The sequence below is a fragment of the Brevibacillus sp. LEMMJ03 genome (assembly GCF_007197875.1).
GTDB lineage: Bacteria > Bacillota > Bacilli > Brevibacillales > Brevibacillaceae > Brevibacillus > Brevibacillus thermoruber.
Window position 1 is genome coordinate 386,032 of record NZ_VKJN01000001.1, and the last position, 17,583, is coordinate 403,614.

Sequence of the window (17,583 nt, forward strand, 5' to 3'; positions counted from 1 at the left end):
TCGGTCGCCGCCGCGGCGCTTCCTTTTGGCAAATTGGCTATTGGCTTCCTGATTTTTCTTCCCTATAATGAGGGGTGAAGACAAGCGAGGAAAGGTTGTTCCCGAATGAAGATGTCCGTATCGTTTCAGCCGTATCTCCACATCACACCGCAGCCCCGGATCAATGGCACGGGCACGTCTCCCGATCCGCTCGGCGGGGACGCGCAGTTTGCCGACCTGCTGCAGGCGGAACTGGCCAGCGGGCAGCGTGTCATCGCCGCCGAAGAGATACTGGCGGAACTGGACGGCTCTCCCGACTGGGAGTTTGACCGGGCCTTCGGTGACGAGCCGCCGCGCGACGCGGAGAAGACGGCGCACACGCCTGTCAGCCGCCAGTCCATCTTGAAGAAAATCAGCGATGTCGCCCGCACGTTCGGGGTGGATGAAGACCTGGTCCGGGAAGTGGTTCGGGCGGAGTCCAACTTTAACCCCAATGCCGTTTCCCGCGCAGGGGCAAAAGGGCTGATGCAGTTGATGGACAGCACGGCACGGGCCATGCACGTGCGAAACGCTTACAACCCCGATGAAAATCTGGCGGGGGGCACCAGGTACCTGCGCAGCCTGCTCGATCGGTACGACGGAAATGTGAAGGTCGCCCTGGCCGCCTACAATGCCGGTCCCGGCCGGATCGACCGCCTGGGCATCGACACCGACGAAGAGCTGGAAGCCCGGTACGATCAACTGCCCCGCGAGACCCAGCGCTACGTCGCGAAAATCATGCAACGGTTGGACGGCGGCGGGACATCATAGGGGTAGCAGTTCAGCAGGGTAAGGAGGAAACAAGGTGGCACAATCGCCATATACGCAGCAAGACTACTTTGTCGTCAAAGCAAAGGAAAACGGCGTTCACGTCATCGGCTTGACGCGCGGTTCCGACACGCGCTTTCACCACACGGAAAAGCTGGACAAGGGCGAAGTGATGATCGCCCAGTTCACGGAACACACGTCCGCCATCAAGGTGCGCGGCAAAGCGGTGATCTACACCCATCACGGCGTGATCGAGACGTCGGAGTAAAAGCAGGCATAGCCTGCTTTTTTGTTTTGTACAATGGTGGTGAGGAGGGATGTCTCATGCCCCGCAGGCTGCTGGCCGCCATTGCCGTCTCCACGCTGCTCGCTCTCATGCTGTCGCTGGTTCCCGGCGTGCCCTGGAACCAGCCCGACATACCCGCGTTCCAAGCGTCTCGCCCGGTCGACCTGAGCGAGCAAAATGTCGTGGATTTATTTACTTTCATGTCGACTCATTATAATATTAAGCGTGTAAAATGGGAAAATCCGTCGGTTCATGTCGATTTGGCCGTTTCCTCCGGTCAGCGTGCGGAACTGCCGCTCGTGTACCGCGATTTTTACGTCCTAGTGCGCGATCTGTTTCGGTTGACTGCCAACGTGGAGCAGGTCTACATCCGCCTGCTGGAAGTGGAACCCGACACGCCGGCCCCCAAGCTCCTGATCGCCGTCGAAGCCCAACGCAAGGACAAGTCAGCCTACGAAACGCCGCCGGAGCAGATTGCCGATCTGGAATCGCACATCAGAGCCCGTTTTCCCGTACGAATCGACCCTTATTTTTACCAGAGAGTTAGTCCCTGACCAAAGAAGTGTGGTATGATGGTAGGGACGGACTTTTTGCCGGGTCCCGGCGAGAAGGTGAAAGCGAACGGAAACAGGCACCAACCAGGTTGAACCGCTTGTGGAGGAGGACGCATGAGCAAAGAACAGACCCCATACGTAGACGAGGTTCGAGCGATCATCGACCAGATCTACCAAAGCATCACCCATTCGTTTGTAGAACAATACGTCGATGTTCCGGCCATAGCGGAAAACCGGCTTGCGCTGTTGTACCTGTTTCTGCTGGAGCGGGGCATGACCAAGGAACGGGCGCGGACGTTCTCCATGTCGACAGGCCTCGTCCAGTTGGGACTTGACATGCACGAGCGCGTCAAAAATTCTTATGACAATTCGCTGGCGGCAGAGCGCAGCCGGCAGCTCACCGTTCTGGCCGGCGACTACTACAGCAGCCGGTACTACCAAATGCTCGCCGAAGCCGGTGAAATGGAAGCGATTCAAGTGCTGTCGGACGCCATCCAGCGGGTAAACGAAGCGAAAATGACGCTGTACATGGCGGAACGCGACGGCCGGCTGTCGTCCGACGAGTACCTGACGCTGCGGACGGAGATTGACACGGGATTGTACGTGGCCATCGTGGACAAGTACGCGGACAGTGAAGAAACGCGCCGGTTTTGGACGGCCCTGTTTGAAGAGACGGCGGCCGTGGAGAACATGCTGGGCGAGTGGGAGCAGTTAAAGTGGCAACAACAGGTTCCCTTTGGCTTCTCCCGCTTTCTGTTGCAAAAACCGGGAGCGACGATCGCCCAGGTGGCGGCGGCTCTGGAAGCGAAAGCGATGGAACTGATGAGCATCTGCGAACAACTGGTTCGTTCGCTGCATCCGCCAGAGACCCGTCACGTGCTGACGTGGATCACCTCCCGCTACTCGCACCGCGTCAACCGGCTGAAACGGGTCATTGAGGAGATGTAGTCCAGGTGAATCAGATCCAGATGAAGGAAAAAGCGAAGTACGTCCATTCCGTGTTTGAAAGCATCGCGGAAGAGTACGACAAGATGAACAACATCATCAGTTTCGGCAGCCACATCGCCTGGCGCAATTACACGATGAAGCAGATGAACATACGGCCGGGCGACACGGCGCTTGACGTGGCCTGCGGCACCTGCGACTGGACGATCGCGCTGGCCAAGGCGGTCGGGGAAAAAGGGCGCGTCGTCGGTCTGGACTTCAGCCAGAACATGCTCGACGTCGGCGCGTACAAGGTGGAGCGGGAAGGCGTCGGCAGCGTGGTCACGCTGGTCAACGGCGACGCGATGCAGCTCCCGTACGAGGACAACACCTTTGATTTCGTCACCATCGGCTTTGCGCTGCGCAACGTCCCCGACATCCAGACGGTGCTGAACGAGATGACGCGCGTGGTCAAACCCGGCGGGAAAGTGGTCTCGCTGGAGGTGTCCAAACCGCCGTTTTTACCGTACCGCAAGCTGTTCTACCTGTACTTTTACAAGATCCTGCCGCTGATCGCCAAATGGACGGTAAACAAATACGAGGAGTATGCCTGGCTGCCGCAGTCGCTGACCCATTTCCCGGACAGCCGCGAACTTGCCCGCATGTTTCAACGGGCCGGACTGGAGCCGGTTCAGGTAAAGCTGTTCATGGGCGGAGTGGCGGCCCTGCACATCGGCACAAAAGCATAATTTGCCAGTAGGCATCCTTCTGTGGATGGGAAGTGTTTTCACGTGAGTCTTCGCAAATTGAAAATTATTTTGGAAATGATCAAGTTTGAACACTCGATTTTTGCCCTTCCGTTTGCTTTCATGGGAGCGGTCTTGGGCAACATTGTAGTAGAGAACGCCTGGCCCACCTGGAGGGAGATTTTCTGGGTGACCGTGGCCATGGTGGGAGCGCGCAGCGCGGCGATGTCGCTGAACCGGCTGATCGACCGGTACATCGACGCGAAAAATCCGCGTACCGCCAACCGGGCCATTCCGGCCGGACTGATTTCCGTGGCCGAGGTTGTCGTCTTTATCGTTGCCTCTTTCGCCGTGCTGTTTTTCGCCGCCTTCCAGTTGAACGCACTGGCCGTCAAACTGCTGCCGCTCGCGGTGTTTGTCCTGATCCTGTACTCGTACACGAAACGCTTTACCTGGCTCTGCCATTTCGTGCTCGGCGTGGCCATCGGGTTCGGGCCGCTGGGGGGCTGGGTTGCGACGACCGGCCAGGTGGATTTCACCGGACTGCTGCTGTTCCTGTCCGTCATGTTCTGGACTGCCGGCTTTGACATCATTTACGCCTGCCAGGACTTCGAGTTTGACCGCAGGGAAGGGCTCTATTCCATGCCCAGCCGCTTCGGCATCGCCAACGCCCTGCTGGTGGCACGGGCCTGCCACGTCATCACGTTCGTCGGCCTCCTGTCTCTGTACGTTACCGCCAACCTGTCCGTCTGGTTCCTGATCGGCGTGCTGATTTCCGGCGCCATCCTGGTGTACGAGCATACACTGGTAAAACCGACGGACCTGTCCAAGCTGGACGTGGCCTTTTTCAACATGAACGGCATTTTGAGCATGGTCATGTTTACGTTTACCATGATTGATCTGGTGATAACATGAGCGCACAAAAATGGGCCGTTGGCATCACCGGGGCGAGCGGCGCCGTCTACGGCGTCAGACTCGTCCGAGAACTGCTGCGCGGCGGCCATACCGTACACTTGATGATCACGGAGGCCGGCTGGCAGGTGTTTCGGGACGAGCTGGACTGGAACACCGACGACCGGGAGGCCCTGATCCGGGAAAAACTGCAGCAGGATTTACCCGGCGTCCTCCATTACTGGGGCATGCGCGATTTCAACTGCCCGGCCGCCAGCGGCTCGTACCGGTGCGACGGGATGGTGGTCGTCCCCTGCTCGATGGGAACGCTTTCCGGCATCGCCCACGGGGCGTCGGGCAACCTGCTGGAGCGGGTGGCTGACGTGATGCTGAAGGAGCGGCGCCGGCTGGTGCTTGTCCCGCGGGAGACGCCGCTGAACGCCATCCAGCTCGAAAACATGCTGAAGCTGAGCCGCCTCGGCGTTACCATTCTGCCGGCCATGCCGGGGTACTATCACAAGCCGCAGACCATGGACGACCTTGTCAATTTTGTCGTGGGAAAAGCACTGGACGCGCTGGATGTACCGCACGAGCTGTTCCGGCGCTGGGGGGAATAAGATCATGCAGAAGTCCTTGCGCATTGGACAAATCCTTTACACCAACGTACTCCCTGTCTACTTTTACTTTGACCAGGAGCGCTTCGAAGACCGGATCGACTTCATCCGGCAGGTGCCCGCCCAGTTGAATCGGGCGATGGCCCGCGGCGAGATCGATCTCGGACCGATTTCGTCCTTCAGTTACGCCGAGCATGCCTCCCGCTATCTGGCGCTGGCCGACCTGTCCGTCAGCGCCAAGGGGAGAGTAGGCTCCATTTTCTTGTTCAGCAAGCGGCCGATCGAGGCGCTGGACGGTGCCCGGATCGCCCTGACCAACACGTCCGCCACGTCGGTCAATTTGCTGAAAATCATTCTGCAAACGTTTTACGGCCTGCACGTCTCGTACGTGACACAGGAACCGGTGCTGGCGGAGATGATGCGGGACGCGGACGGGGCGCTCCTGATCGGCGACGACGCCATTTTCGCCTACCGCCAGGGCGGGCCCTATCACGTCTACGATTTGGGAGAACTGTGGCATCGCTTTACCGGGTATACCATGACGTTTGCCCTGTGGGCCGTGCGCAAAGAGGTGATCGGCGAACAGGCCGACCTGCTGCGCGAGGTTCACGAGGCCTTTTTGGCCAGCAAGGAGAAGACCCGCCAAAACCTGGACCCGCTGGTGGACTACGTGCACGGGCAGTTTGGCGGCGAAAAGGAACACTGGCGTCAGTACTTCCGGGGGCTGGTGCACGATTTCCGGGACGAGCAGCGGACGGGGCTGGAATACTACTACCGGTGCGCGGCGGAGCTGGGCCTGCTGCCCGAACCGGTGACCGTGTCCGTGTGGGAACATCCCGGTTGTCAGTCCCACATTACGTTGACGAAATAGGTGGAGCGGATGAACCTAGTCGATATTTACTTTCAACTGAAAAACGACGTCCAGTACATCGAAAAGGAACTGGAACAGTCGATCGATACCGGCGTGCGGGACTTGTACCTCTCGTCCACACACCTGCTCAAGGCGGGGGGAAAACGGATACGCCCGGTGTTTGTGCTGCTCGGCGGAAAGTGGGGCAACTACGACGTGAAGCGGCTGAAGCACGTGGCCGTGCCGCTGGAGCTGATCCACATGGCGACGCTGGTGCACGACGACGTGATCGACGATGCGGACAAGCGGCGCGGGAGAGACACCGTTCGCACCCAATGGGACAACAAGGTGGCGATGTACACGGGGGACTACATTTTCGCCCGGGCGCTGTCCATCGCGGCCGAGCTGCGCATTCCCGAACTGCACCGGATTCTCTCCAACGCGATTGTGGAAGTGGTCAAAGGCGAGATCGAACAAGTGCGCGACCTGAACAACTGGGAGCAGAACTTCCGCGCGTACCTTCGCCGGATCAAGCGGAAGACGGCGCTCTTGATCGCCATCAGCTGCCAGATGGGGGCGATTGCCAGCGGCGCCGGCCCCGAACTGGTCCGCAAGATGTACCGGTACGGCTACAACGTGGGGATGGCGTTTCAAATTACCGACGACATCCTCGACTTCACCGGAACGGAAAAGCAGTTGGGCAAACCGGCGGGAAGCGACCTGCGCCAGGGGAACATTACGCTGCCGGCGATGTACACCGCCCGGTTCGGCAAGTCGCGCGACCGCTTTCAGGCGTGGATTCGCGACAATACGCTCCGGAATCACGTAGATGAAGCGATCCAACTGGTGCGAAACGACGACGGCATCGCCTATGCCCAGGGGCTGGCGGAGCGGTACATTGCCCGTGCGCGGGAGGCGCTGGCCGGACTGCCGGACAACCAGACCAAGAAGTCCCTGCTCGGCATCGCCAATTTCATGGTGGACCGGAAATTTTAATCGCTTTTTCACGGGGGGCTGTTGCTTGCCCCACGCTCTTTTGATAAAATTTTCGTTGGTGTGCAAGCACCAATACATAGCTGTACTGGAGGCATACTTACGATGGAAAAAACGTTTCTGATGGTGAAACCTGACGGCGTGCAGCGCAACCTGATCGGGGAAATCGTTTCCCGCTTTGAGAAAAAAGGCTTCCAACTGGTAGGCGCGAAGCTGATGAACGTCAGCCGCGAACTGGCCGAGAAGCACTACGCTGAACATAAAGAGCGCCCGTTCTTCGGCGAACTGGTCGACTTCATCACGTCCGGTCCGGTCTTTGCCATGGTATGGCAGGGCAACAACGTGATTGCGACCGCGCGCGCCATGATGGGCAAAACCAACCCGGCGGATGCGGCACCGGGCACCATCCGCGGCGACTTCGCCACTTCCGTGGGCATGAACATCATCCACGGTTCCGATTCCCCGGAAAGCGCCGAGCGCGAAATCGCTCTCTGGTTCAACGAAGGGGAAGTGCTCTCCTACGAAAAAACGATCCAACGCTGGATCTAAGAGGGATGGGGAAAGACTCCGCACGCGGGGTCTTTTTCTTTTTTCGCCAAATGTCAACAAAAATCGGCAGGATTTTGCAGAAAAAGGGCGAATCGCATGGATAAGCGGCAAAACAGCGCCGTTCCCACCAAGTGAAGCAGCGTCTTCCAGGGGGCGTTTCGCCGCTTCAAAACGTGCAGCGCTTGCCGGCGGGCACGCCTTCCAACACGAGTAAAAGGGGTATTTTCGCAATCATGGAAGACAAGGATTTTCTCCAGTTTATCGCCAACGTAAAGAAACTGACAGGAATCGATCTCGCCCTTTACAAAGAAGCCCAGATGAAGCGGCGGTTGACCTCGCTCAGGCTGAAGCGGGGCTATTCCACGTTCGCCCAGTACTTTGAGGCCATCTCCAAGGACAAGGACCTGTTCTACGAATTTCTCGACCGGATGACGATCAACGTGTCCGAATTTTTCCGCAACCCGGGCCGGTGGGAGGTATTGGAACACAAGATCCTGCCCCGCTTGGTCAAGCAGTCGCCCCGGCTGAAGTGCTGGAGCGCCGCCTGCTCCACCGGCGAAGAGCCGTACACGCTGTCGCTGATCCTGATGCGCAACCGCTGGGAGGCGTCGCTGCTCGCCACCGACATTGACGAAGGGGCGTTGGCCAAGGCCAAACAGGGGGTCTACACCGAGCGGTCGCTGCAGGATTGTCCCAAGGATCTGGTGGCCAAGTACTTCGTCAAGGACACGATGAGCTACCGGATTGCCGACGAGGTCAAAAACCGGGTGACGTTCCGCAAGCACAACCTGCTGGCTGATCCGTTCGACTCCCAGTTCGACCTGATCATCTGCCGCAACGTCATGATCTACTTCACCGAGGAGGCGAAGCACGAGCTGTACCACAAGTTCAGCCGGGCGCTAAAGCCGGGCGGCGTGCTGTTCGTCGGGAGCACGGAGCAGATTTTCCAGCCGCAGCAGTATCAGTTGGAGTCGGAAGACACGTTTTTTTATCGGAAAATGGGATAAGGCGGACGTGCCCTTGGTATATCCCTGCTGTTTTTTCCCAACACTAATGCTATCTACCAATAGGGGAGGAAGCAGATGGACAAGCAAAAGGTCATCGAAGCATACCGACGCGGTCTGATTACGCTTCAGGAGTGCGGGCAAATCCTCGGCGCGGAAAAGGAGCAGTTGGACAAACTCGTCCGCGCGAATCACCTCCGGCGGCCGCTTTCCTCTTATCTGACAGTGTATCATCACATGTGAGCGCCGCGAATCCGATTGACGCTTCTCCTGCGAGGGAGAAGCGTTTTGCCTGTCTGCGCAGAGCGTACGGACAGTTTGTCACTTTTGTATTTGCACGGACTGACAGGTATGATATTATAACGCTTAAAAGTGATAAAGGACAGCACCCCGCGTCAGAGGAGGGGAATGCTGCCTGAGGATGGAGGAAGCGAGAGATGCGATACTTGACAGCAGGGGAATCTCACGGACCGCAGCTCACCGCCATTATTGAAGGCGTTCCGAGCAACCTGCCCTTTTCCGTCGAAGCGGTCAACGAGCAGTTGGCGAGACGGCAAAAGGGACACGGGCGCGGCCGGCGGATGCAGATTGAAAAAGACCAGGTGAAGGTGCTCTCCGGGGTTCGGCACGGATACACGACGGGCGCGCCGATCACGCTGGTCGTGGAAAACAAGGACTGGACGCACTGGCAGGGAATCATGAGCGCCGAGCCGGTGGAAGGAGCGGAAGAGAAGCGGCGCGTCTCCCGTCCCCGTCCGGGTCATGCCGATCTCAACGGCGCGATCAAGTACCATCAACGGGATATGCGAAATATTCTGGAACGTTCCAGTGCGCGGGAAACGGCCATCCGGGTCGCAGTCGGGGCTGTTGCCCGGCAGCTATTGGCCGCTTTTGGCATCCGGATCGGCGGTCACGTGCTGCAGATCGGCGATGTGGTGGCCAAGCGGCAGGACGTTACGCTGGACGAACTGATCGCCCGTTCCGAGGAATCCCCCGTGCGATGTCTGGACAAGGAAGCGGAGCCGCGCATGATGGCGGCGATCGACCAGGCCAAACAGGACGGCGATTCGCTCGGCGGCATCGTCGAAGTGATCGTGGAAGGCGTACCGATCGGGCTGGGCAGCCACGTCCAGTGGGACCGCAAGCTGGACGGTCGGCTGGCCCAGGCGATCATGAGCATCCAGGCGTTCAAAGGAGTGGAGATCGGGATTGGCTTCGCCGCGGCGGGCCTGCCCGGTTCCCAGGTGCATGACGAGATCGTGTGGAGCCAGGACACCGGATACAGCCGCAAGACAAACAACGCCGGCGGTCTGGAAGGCGGCATGACGACAGGCATGCCGATCGTCGTGCGCGGCGTGATGAAGCCGATTCCGACGCTGTACAAACCGTTGATGAGCGTGGACATCGACACCAAGGAGCCGTTTTCCGCCAGCATCGAACGTTCGGACAGCTGCGCTGTTCCTGCCGCCAGCGTCGTGGCCGAAGCGGTGGTCGCCTGGGAAATCGCTCGCGCCATGTGCGAAAAATTCCCGTCCGACTCGATGGACGACATGCTGGAAAACGTGCGCCAGTATCGCGCGTACACGGAGCGGTTCTGATGGCGGTCGAAACCCTTTACGTGGAGTTGGGGGAGCGCACGTATCCGATTGTAATCGGCGACGGTGTCATGCGGCAGGTGGCGGCCCTGTTGCAGGATGCGGGCATTTCCCCGGCGAGCCGGCTGTTTGTCATATCCGATGAGAACGTAGCTCCGCGCTATCTGCAGCCGCTGAAGCAGGCGCTGGAGACGGCGGGCTATCGCGTGGCGGACTGCGTGATTCCCCCGGGAGAGCAGTCCAAAAGCCTGGCGGTTTACGAACAGGTGATGACCCGGGCCATCGAGGCGGGGCTTGACCGCAAATCGGCCATCCTCGCCCTGGGAGGCGGCGTGGTTGGCGACTTGGCCGGCTTTGCCGCCGCCACCTACATGCGGGGCATCGCCTTTGTGCAGGTACCGACCACGCTGTTGGCGCACGACAGCTCGGTGGGCGGCAAGGTGGGAATCAACCATCCGCTGGGCAAAAATCTGATCGGCGCCTTTCACCAGCCGCGGCTGGTGCTGTACGATACGGCCGCGCTGCGCACGCTGCCTGAGCGGGAAGTGGCGGCCGGTTTTGCCGAGGTGATCAAGCACGGACTGATCGCCGACGAGTCGTTCGTCGACTGGCTGGAGGAGCATGCGGAGCGCCTGTGGCAGCTTGATGCTGAATGGGTGGGCCGCGCCATTCGCCGGGGATGTGCGATCAAAGCGGCGATCGTCTCGGCTGACGAGACGGAGCAGGGACAGCGCGCCCTGCTCAACCTGGGGCACACCTTCGGCCACGCGTTCGAAGCGCTGTGCGAATACGCCGTGTTGAACCACGGGGAGGCGATCTCCATTGGCATGTGCCTGGCCGCAAAGGTGGCCGAGAGCATCGGCTTTGCCCAAGCGGGCGTTTCCGCGCGGACGGAACGGCTGCTTCGCCTCTTCCGCCTGCCCACCGCCTGGCCAAACGGCCTGGAGCCGGAAGCCGTGCTGGACGTCATGAAGCGGGACAAAAAAGCCGTCGGCGGCAAGCTGGCCTTGGTGCTGCCGCGGGCCATCGGGCAGGTGGAACTGGTCAAGGACGTGGATGAACAGGAGATATTGACAGCGATGAAAGAAGAAGCGGGGGCTTAGAGAAATGGGAGTGCGAGGAATCAGGGGAGCGATCACGATCGAGAACGACACGCAGGATGAGATCGTTTCCGCCACCAAGCTGCTGCTGGAGGAGATGGTCAGCCGAAACGGCGTACGGGCTGACGACATCGCCAGCATTCTCATCACCACGACGGAGGACATCAAGGCGACATTTCCGGCGCAGGCGGCGCGTCTCCTGGACGGATGGCAGTACGTGCCGCTCATGTGCGCCAGGGAAATTCCCGTGCCGGGCAGTCTGCCCCGCTGTATCCGCGTGATGATGCACGTCAACACGGACAAGGCGGCGTCGGAAATACATCATGTGTTCATGCGCGATGCCGTCAAACTTCGTCCCGATTTGGCAAATCGCGGTTGACAATGTGGGCGTTCTCTTTTACCATAAAGTGAAACGAGGACGCCTCGTTTTACCGGTAATTCAATGATACCGGCTGAGAGTTGAGAGTGAGCAGAGCAGAGTTGAGAAGAGTTAGGCAGAGGAGAGAAGAGCGAGCCGGATGGACCAGCACAGACCAATCCAGGACTCTTCCTGGATTTTTCTTTTTCTCCCCCTATCTCTTCACCTGACAAACGGGCGGGTGCCGCGCTTGGAGCGGTTTTCCACGCGTGTAGGGCGCCCCGCGACGAGAGGTGAGAGAAGAGATGTATTCCCCTACCCTGGCCGAGGTCCAATCCCTTTCGGCCGACTATTCCCTGATTCCCGTACGCATGACCCTGCTGGCAGATGAGGAGACGCCGATCCGAATCTACCAGAAAATTCGCACGCGCGATTCGTTTCTCCTGGAGAGCGTGGAAGGCGGAACGCGCTGGGCCCGATACTCGTTCATCGGAATGAATCCGTTTCAAACCGTGGAGGCGCGCGGGCAGCAGATCACCGTCCGCCGCCGCGGCGGGGAGACGCTGACGTTCTGCGGCAATCCCGTTCACTTTTTACGCGAAGAGACGGCCCGCTTCACCAGTCCCAAACTGCAGGGGGCGCCCCGATTGTGCGGCGGTACCGTGGGATTCTTCGGTTACAACACCCTGCATTACTTCGAAAATCTGCCGTACCACCGGCAGGAAAGCCTGGATGTGCCGGACATGCGCTTTTGGTTTGTCGATGAGCTGATCGCGTTTGACCATCTCAAGCAGGAGATCCAGGTGATGGTGAATCTGCACGTCGACGCAGCCGATTCGCCGGAGTCGATCGCCCGCAAGTACGAACAGGTCTGCAGCCGGCTGGAGCAGCTTGCCGCGCAGGTGACCGCTCCGGCCGAGACGGAAGGCAGCCGGATTCCTGTCGGCGCCGGCGCGCAAGGCGGGCTGAAACTCGAGCCCAACATGAGCCGGGAGCAGTACGAACGGATGGTGGAACGGGCCAAGTCGTACATCGCGGCCGGCGACATCTTTCAAGTGGTGCTCTCCCAGCGTTTCCGCGTGCGCACGGACGTCGACCCGTTTGCCGTCTACCGGCTGCTGCGCACACTGAACCCTTCGCCGTACATGTACTACCTGCAGTACGACGGCGAGACGGTCGTCGGAACGTCGCCCGAGCTGCTGGTTCGGGTCGAAAACAATCGGGTGGAAATGCGGCCGATCGCCGGCACACGCAGGCGAGGGCGCACGGCGGAAGAAGACGAGACCCTGGCCGCCGACCTCCTGGCCGATCCCAAGGAGCGGGCGGAGCACTACATGCTGCTTGACCTGGGGCGCAACGACGTGGGACGCGTCGCCCGGTACGGCAGCGTCCGCGTGGAGGAAGCGCTGGTGATCGAGCATTACTCCCACGTCATGCACATGGTCTCCCATGTGACGGGAGAGCTGCGCGAAGGGCTGGATCCGTTCGACGCGCTGCTCTCCGCCTTCCCGGCGGGAACGGTGTCCGGCGCGCCCAAGCTGAGAGCGATGGAAATCATCGCCGAGCTGGAGGCGGACGCGCGCCATCTGTACGCCGGGGCGATCGGGTATTTCGGCTTTGACGGGACGCTGGAGACCTGCATTACGATCCGCACCCTCCTGTTCCAGAACGGATACGCCTACGTGCAGGCGGGCGCCGGCATCGTCGCCGACTCTGTCCCGGCCAACGAGTATCAGGAAACGGTGAACAAAGCGGCAGCCATGCTCTCCGCTCTGGAGAAGGCGGAGCAGTTGTTTGCCCCAAAGGAGGAACAGCCATGCTGACAACAGCGTTGGAACACATATTGCGCGGACGTGATCTGGACCGTCTGACCGCCCGCCAGGCGATGGGCGAAATCATGGACGGCAGGGCCACCCCCGCCCAGATCGGCGCCTTTCTCGCCGGACTGCGGCTGAAGGGGGAACAGGTGGAGGAGATTATCGGCTTCGTTCAGGCGATGCGGGAGCGGGCGGTCCGGTTCCCGCTGGAACTGCCGGGCCTGGTGGACACGTGCGGCACGGGCGGGGACGGCGCCCAGACGTTCAACATCTCCACCGCAGCCGCCATCGTGGCGGCCAGCGACGGCGTCTGCATCGCGAAACACGGCAACCGGGCGGTCTCCAGCAAGAGCGGCAGCGCGGACGTGCTGGAGGCGCTGGGCATTCCGATCACGCTGACGCCGGAAGCGGCGGCCGACTGCCTGCGGGTGACCAACCTGTGCTTCCTGTTCGCGCCGCTCTACCATCAGGCGATGAAGCACGCGGCCGGCCCGCGCAAGGAACTGGCGGTGCGGACCGTGTTCAACCTGTTGGGACCGCTGACCAATCCGGCGGGGGCCAAGCGGCAGCTCCTGGGCGTGTACGACGGGCAGCTTCTCCCCGCCGTGGCGGCAGTCCTGCGCGAACTGGACGTGGAACGGGCCCTGGTGGTGGCCGGGGCTGACGGCCTTGACGAATTGACCGTGACGGGGCCGAGCCGCATCGCCGAGCTGCGCGACGGCGTGATCCGCACGTACGAGATCGAGCCGGAACAGTTCGGCTTGAGGCGGTATCCGATGGAGGAACTGCGAGGCGGCGACGCGTATGAAAACGCGACGATCATCCGCGAAGTGTTCGCCGGCAAGCGGGGAGCCGCCCGCGACATCGTCCTGCTTAACGCGGGCGCCATCCTGTACCTGGCGGATCGCGCAATCAGCATAGAGGCAGGCGTGATCCGCGCCGCGGAGCTGATCGACGACGGCGCGGTCCTGCGCAAACTGGAACAAATCCGGCAGGTGGCGGGAGGGATGATTCATGCTTCGTAAGATCGTCGACGCCAAAAGGGAAGAGGTGTCCCGGCTGCACGCTTCCACGACCCTGCAGACGCTGCTGGACGAGGCGAAAGGCATGCCCGCCCCGCGCGGGTTTCGCTCGGCGCTGGCGGACAGCGCACGCCCCGTCAGCGTCATCGCGGAAGTAAAAAAGGCTTCGCCGTCCAAAGGCGTGATCCGGCCTGACTTTGACCCGGAGGCAATCGCACGGGCCTACGCGGCGGCCGGTGCGGAGTGCATCTCCGTTCTGACGGACGAACCGTTTTTTCAAGGAAAGACCGAGTATCTGCGGAACATCCGCGCGGCGGTCGACCAGCCCCTGCTGCGCAAGGATTTTCTCATCGACGAATGGCAAATCGCCGAAGCCAGGGCGTGCGGCGCCGACTGCATCCTGCTCATCGCCGCGATTCTGGAGGGGGAGCAGCTTCGTGAGCTGTCGCAGACGGCGGAAGCGCTCGGCATGGACGTGTTGATCGAAGTGCACGACAGGCGTGAGCTGGAGATGGTGTTCCGCCATGTGACACCGGCGCTGATCGGCATCAACAACCGCGACCTGCGGACGTTTCGGACAGACCTGGCGGTGACCCACGAGGTGGCGGCGGAGATTCCGCCCGGTGTCCTCATCGTCAGCGAAAGCGGCATTTCTTCCCCGGCGGACGTGGAGCGCGTGCGGCAGGCGGGCGCGCGGGCGATTTTGGTCGGGGAACACTTCATGCGGCACGAGGATGTGGCCGAAGCCGTGATCCGGCTGGTGGGAGAGCGGGAAGGCGCCAGCCCGCAGGTGCGGTCGTGACACGGATCAAGATTTGCGGCGTCAAGCGGGAGGAAACCCTCCACCTGCTGGCCCGGCTGGATGTTGACTACGTGGGACTGGTCTTTGCCGAAAGCAGGCGGCGGGTGGATGCGCAGACGGCAGGGGCGCTGCTCGCGTCCGTACCGGATCATCCGCCGGCGGTCGGGGTGTTTGTCAACCCGACGGAAGCGGAGCTGGAGCACGTGCTGGCCCATGTGCCCCTTGCCGTGATTCAACTGCACGGGCAGGAATCGCCCGCCTTTTGCGAAAGCGTGCGGCAGCGGTTTTCCCTGCCGGTCTGGAAGGCGCTGGCGGTCGGGAGCGGCGAGCCGCTGGCGAATGTCGTAAACGCGTACCGGGGAGCAGCCGACGCGTTTCTGTTTGACACCTACGATCCCCGGCAGGCGGGCGGCACGGGCAAACGCTTTTCCTGGGAGCAGATTCTCCTGCTGCGGGAGTGGACGGCTCCCGCCCCCTGCATCATCGCAGGCGGCATCAACGCGGACAACGTGGCCGAGCTGGTGGGCGGATTCCGGCCCGCGATCATCGACGTGTCCAGCGGCGTGGAGAGCGACGGAGAAAAAGATGCGGAGAAAATCAGGCAATTCGTGGAGAGGGTGAGGGAACATGACCGTATCGCAGAAGGAAACGCGTATCGTGCCTGACGAGCACGGACGCTTTGGACCATTTGGCGGCAAGTTTGTGCCGGAGACGCTGATGAGCGCCCTGGCGGAATTGGAACAGGCGTTTGCGGAAGCACGGCGCGATCCGTCGTTTCGCGCCGAGCTGGGGCAGCTGCTGCGCGAATACGCCGGACGGCCGACGCCTCTGACCTACGCCGACAAACTGACGGAAGCGCTGGGAGGCGCGCGCATCTACCTGAAGCGGGAGGACCTCAACCACACCGGGGCCCACAAGCTGAACAACGCGCTGGGGCAGGGACTCCTGGCCAAGCGGATGGGCAAGACGTCCATCATCGCCGAGACCGGGGCGGGGCAGCACGGTGTGGCCAGCGCCACGGTAGCGGCCAAACTGGGGCTGTCCTGCAAGGTGTTCATGGGCGAAGAGGACATCAAGCGGCAGGCGCTGAACGTGTTTCGCATGAAGCTGCTCGGAGCGGAGGTGATCCCCGCCGTCTCCGGTTCCCGCACGCTGAAAGACGCGACCAACGAAGCGATCCGCTACTGGGTCTCCCATGTGGATGAGACGTTTTACGTGATCGGCTCGGTCGTGGGCCCCCATCCGTATCCCTACATGGTGCGGGAGTTCCAGAAAATCATCGGCGAAGAAACGCGCAGCCAGATCCTGGAGCAGGTGGGCCGCCTTCCCGATGAAGTGATCGCCTGCGTGGGCGGAGGCAGCAACGCGATCGGCATGTTTTACCCGTTCCTGCAGGACGAGACCGTTGCCCTGCGCGGCGTGGAGGCGGCCGGACAGGGCGTGGATACCGACAAGCACGCGGCGACGCTTTCCCTCGGACGGCCCGGCGTGATTCACGGCGCGATGACGTATCTCTTGCAGGATCAGTACGGGCAGGTGCAGGAAGCGCACTCCATCTCGGCCGGGCTGGATTACCCGGGCGTGGGACCCGAGCATGCCTACCTGAAGGAAACCGGACGGGTGCAGTACACATCCGTCACGGACCGGGAGGCGCTGGAGGCGGTTCAACTGCTCTGCCGGACCGAGGGGATCATCCCGGCTCTGGAGAGCGCCCACGCCGTGGCCGAGGCGGTCAAACGGGCGCCGCAGATGGGAGCGGATCAAGTCCTGGTCATCTGTCTGTCGGGCCGCGGAGACAAAGACGTGGCGACGATCCAGGCCGCGCTGGACGACGAACGGAGAGGGGGAGACGCACAATGACAGCGCTCGCGAATCGAATCGACCGGCTGTTTGCCGACCGCAGCCGCAAGCGTTTCATCCCGTTCATCACGGTTGGCGACCCTCACCTCGACGCGACGTTTCAGATTGCCCACGCGCTGGTGGAAGCGGGAGCCGACCTGCTGGAGCTGGGGATTCCCTATTCGGACCCGCTGGCGGATGGCCCTACCATTCAGCGCGCCTCCCAACGGGCGCTGGCCAACGGCGTGACCATCGACGACGCCCTGGAACTGGTCGCCAGCCTGCGAGCATCGGGGATGCAGGTGCCGATCGTGCTTTTCTCCTACTACAATCCGGTGCTGCAGTACGGCGTGGAGCGCTTTTTTACCGCGCTGGCGGAAAAAGGCGCGGACGGCATCGTCATTCCCGACCTGCCGGTGGAGGAAAACGGGCCGGCGGTAGCGGCTGCCCAAGCGCACGGGGTGCACGTCATCTCCCTGGTGGCCCCCACATCGGAATCCCGCATCCGGACGATTGGCGCGCAGGCGACCGGATTCCTGTACTGCGTGTCGTCGCTCGGCGTGACCGGCGCCCGCGCAAGCCTGCGTGAAGATCTCGCCCAGTTTTTGAAGCGGGTCAAGGCGAGCACCTCCGCGCCGACCGCGGTCGGGTTCGGCATCTCTACGCCGGAGCAGGTGCGGGCGGTGGCACAGCACACGGATGGGGTAATCGTCGGCAGCGCGATCGTGCAGGAGATGGAGCGGCACCTGGAGCTGCTGTCCGATCCCGAACAAATGGCGCAGGGTGTCACAAAAATAAAAACGTTTGTACAACAGTTGGCCGGTGCGCTACAATAAGGGGAAAACGTGACTTG

21 protein-coding genes are annotated in these 17,583 nt (G+C 61.3%); all 21 read left to right on the forward strand.

Annotation, left to right across the window (positions count from 1 at the left end):
- Positions 1 to 105: 105 nt before the first annotated feature.
- The 21 genes from FOI68_RS01905 to trpA all read left to right on the forward strand — a co-directional run bounded on the left by FOI68_RS01905 (position 106) and on the right by trpA (position 17,566).
- Positions 106 to 789: a lytic transglycosylase domain-containing protein gene (locus tag FOI68_RS01905; RefSeq protein WP_143862156.1), complete on the forward strand. Its 684-nt coding sequence runs from the start codon at positions 106 to 108 to the stop codon at positions 787 to 789.
- Between the two features lie 34 nt (positions 790 to 823).
- On the forward strand, positions 824 to 1,054 hold the full coding sequence (gene mtrB / locus FOI68_RS01910; RefSeq protein WP_029099598.1) for a trp RNA-binding attenuation protein MtrB: 231 nt from the start codon (positions 824 to 826) through the stop codon (positions 1,052 to 1,054).
- A gap of 56 nt (positions 1,055 to 1,110) precedes the next feature.
- Entirely contained in the window at positions 1,111 to 1,626 is a 516-nt protein-coding gene (locus FOI68_RS01915) for a hypothetical protein (RefSeq protein WP_029099599.1), read from the forward strand.
- Positions 1,627 to 1,740: 114 nt separating this feature from the next.
- A complete protein-coding gene (locus tag FOI68_RS01920; protein ID WP_029099600.1) occupies positions 1,741 to 2,574 on the forward strand; it encodes a heptaprenyl diphosphate synthase component 1 in 834 nt (277 codons plus the stop codon).
- A gap of 5 nt (positions 2,575 to 2,579) precedes the next feature.
- A complete protein-coding gene (locus tag FOI68_RS01925; RefSeq protein WP_029099601.1) occupies positions 2,580 to 3,299 on the forward strand; it encodes a demethylmenaquinone methyltransferase in 720 nt (239 codons plus the stop codon).
- A 42-nt stretch (positions 3,300 to 3,341) separates the two neighbouring features.
- Positions 3,342 to 4,211, forward strand: a complete 870-nt coding sequence (locus tag FOI68_RS01930) for a UbiA-like polyprenyltransferase (RefSeq protein WP_029099602.1) — start codon at positions 3,342 to 3,344, stop codon at positions 4,209 to 4,211.
- On the forward strand, positions 4,208 to 4,804 hold the full coding sequence (locus FOI68_RS01935) for a UbiX family flavin prenyltransferase (protein ID WP_143862157.1): 597 nt from the start codon (positions 4,208 to 4,210) through the stop codon (positions 4,802 to 4,804). Before FOI68_RS01930 ends, FOI68_RS01935 begins: the two co-directional genes overlap by 4 nt.
- Positions 4,805 to 4,808: 4 nt before the next feature.
- Complete coding sequence (locus FOI68_RS01940; RefSeq protein WP_029099604.1) at positions 4,809 to 5,672, forward strand: menaquinone biosynthesis protein; 864 nt, start codon at positions 4,809 to 4,811, stop codon at positions 5,670 to 5,672.
- Between the two features lie 9 nt (positions 5,673 to 5,681).
- Entirely contained in the window at positions 5,682 to 6,647 is a 966-nt protein-coding gene (locus FOI68_RS01945; RefSeq protein ID WP_029099605.1) for a polyprenyl synthetase family protein, read from the forward strand.
- A 102-nt stretch (positions 6,648 to 6,749) separates the two neighbouring features.
- Positions 6,750 to 7,193, forward strand: a complete 444-nt coding sequence (ndk, locus tag FOI68_RS01950; protein ID WP_029099606.1) for a nucleoside-diphosphate kinase — start codon at positions 6,750 to 6,752, stop codon at positions 7,191 to 7,193.
- Between the two features lie 233 nt (positions 7,194 to 7,426).
- Positions 7,427 to 8,200, forward strand: a complete 774-nt coding sequence (locus FOI68_RS01955) for a CheR family methyltransferase (protein ID WP_029099607.1) — start codon at positions 7,427 to 7,429, stop codon at positions 8,198 to 8,200.
- A gap of 75 nt (positions 8,201 to 8,275) precedes the next feature.
- Complete coding sequence (locus FOI68_RS23230; protein WP_162836729.1) at positions 8,276 to 8,440, forward strand: hypothetical protein; 165 nt, start codon at positions 8,276 to 8,278, stop codon at positions 8,438 to 8,440.
- Positions 8,441 to 8,634: 194 nt separating this feature from the next.
- Positions 8,635 to 9,795: a chorismate synthase gene (aroC, locus tag FOI68_RS01960; protein WP_029099608.1), complete on the forward strand. Its 1,161-nt coding sequence runs from the start codon at positions 8,635 to 8,637 to the stop codon at positions 9,793 to 9,795.
- Positions 9,795 to 10,895 carry a 3-dehydroquinate synthase gene (gene aroB, locus FOI68_RS01965; protein ID WP_143862158.1) on the forward strand — a complete coding sequence of 367 codons (1,101 nt, stop codon included), beginning with the start codon at positions 9,795 to 9,797 and terminating at the stop codon, positions 10,893 to 10,895. The genes aroC and aroB overlap by 1 nt, the downstream gene beginning before the upstream one ends.
- Before the next feature lie 4 nt (positions 10,896 to 10,899).
- The gene (aroH, locus tag FOI68_RS01970; RefSeq protein ID WP_143862159.1) at positions 10,900 to 11,271 is read left to right on the forward strand and encodes a chorismate mutase; all 372 of its coding nucleotides are present in this window, start codon (positions 10,900 to 10,902) and stop codon (positions 11,269 to 11,271) included.
- A gap of 284 nt (positions 11,272 to 11,555) precedes the next feature.
- A complete protein-coding gene (gene trpE, locus FOI68_RS01975) occupies positions 11,556 to 13,073 on the forward strand; it encodes an anthranilate synthase component I (RefSeq protein ID WP_143862160.1) in 1,518 nt (505 codons plus the stop codon).
- On the forward strand, positions 13,067 to 14,092 hold the full coding sequence (trpD, locus tag FOI68_RS01980) for an anthranilate phosphoribosyltransferase (RefSeq protein WP_143862161.1): 1,026 nt from the start codon (positions 13,067 to 13,069) through the stop codon (positions 14,090 to 14,092). The genes trpE and trpD overlap by 7 nt, the downstream gene beginning before the upstream one ends.
- Positions 14,082 to 14,891 (forward strand): indole-3-glycerol phosphate synthase TrpC, encoded by an 810-nt coding sequence (gene trpC, locus FOI68_RS01985; protein WP_143862162.1) that lies wholly within the window; start codon positions 14,082 to 14,084, stop codon positions 14,889 to 14,891. Before trpD ends, trpC begins: the two co-directional genes overlap by 11 nt.
- A complete protein-coding gene (locus FOI68_RS01990; RefSeq protein WP_143862163.1) occupies positions 14,888 to 15,556 on the forward strand; it encodes a phosphoribosylanthranilate isomerase in 669 nt (222 codons plus the stop codon). The genes trpC and FOI68_RS01990 overlap by 4 nt, the downstream gene beginning before the upstream one ends.
- Positions 15,519 to 16,751: a tryptophan synthase subunit beta gene (trpB, locus tag FOI68_RS01995; protein ID WP_143862164.1), complete on the forward strand. Its 1,233-nt coding sequence runs from the start codon at positions 15,519 to 15,521 to the stop codon at positions 16,749 to 16,751. The genes FOI68_RS01990 and trpB overlap by 38 nt, the downstream gene beginning before the upstream one ends.
- Positions 16,748 to 17,566 (forward strand): tryptophan synthase subunit alpha, encoded by an 819-nt coding sequence (trpA, locus tag FOI68_RS02000; protein ID WP_143862165.1) that lies wholly within the window; start codon positions 16,748 to 16,750, stop codon positions 17,564 to 17,566. Before trpB ends, trpA begins: the two co-directional genes overlap by 4 nt.
- Positions 17,567 to 17,583: the final 17 nt, after the last annotated feature.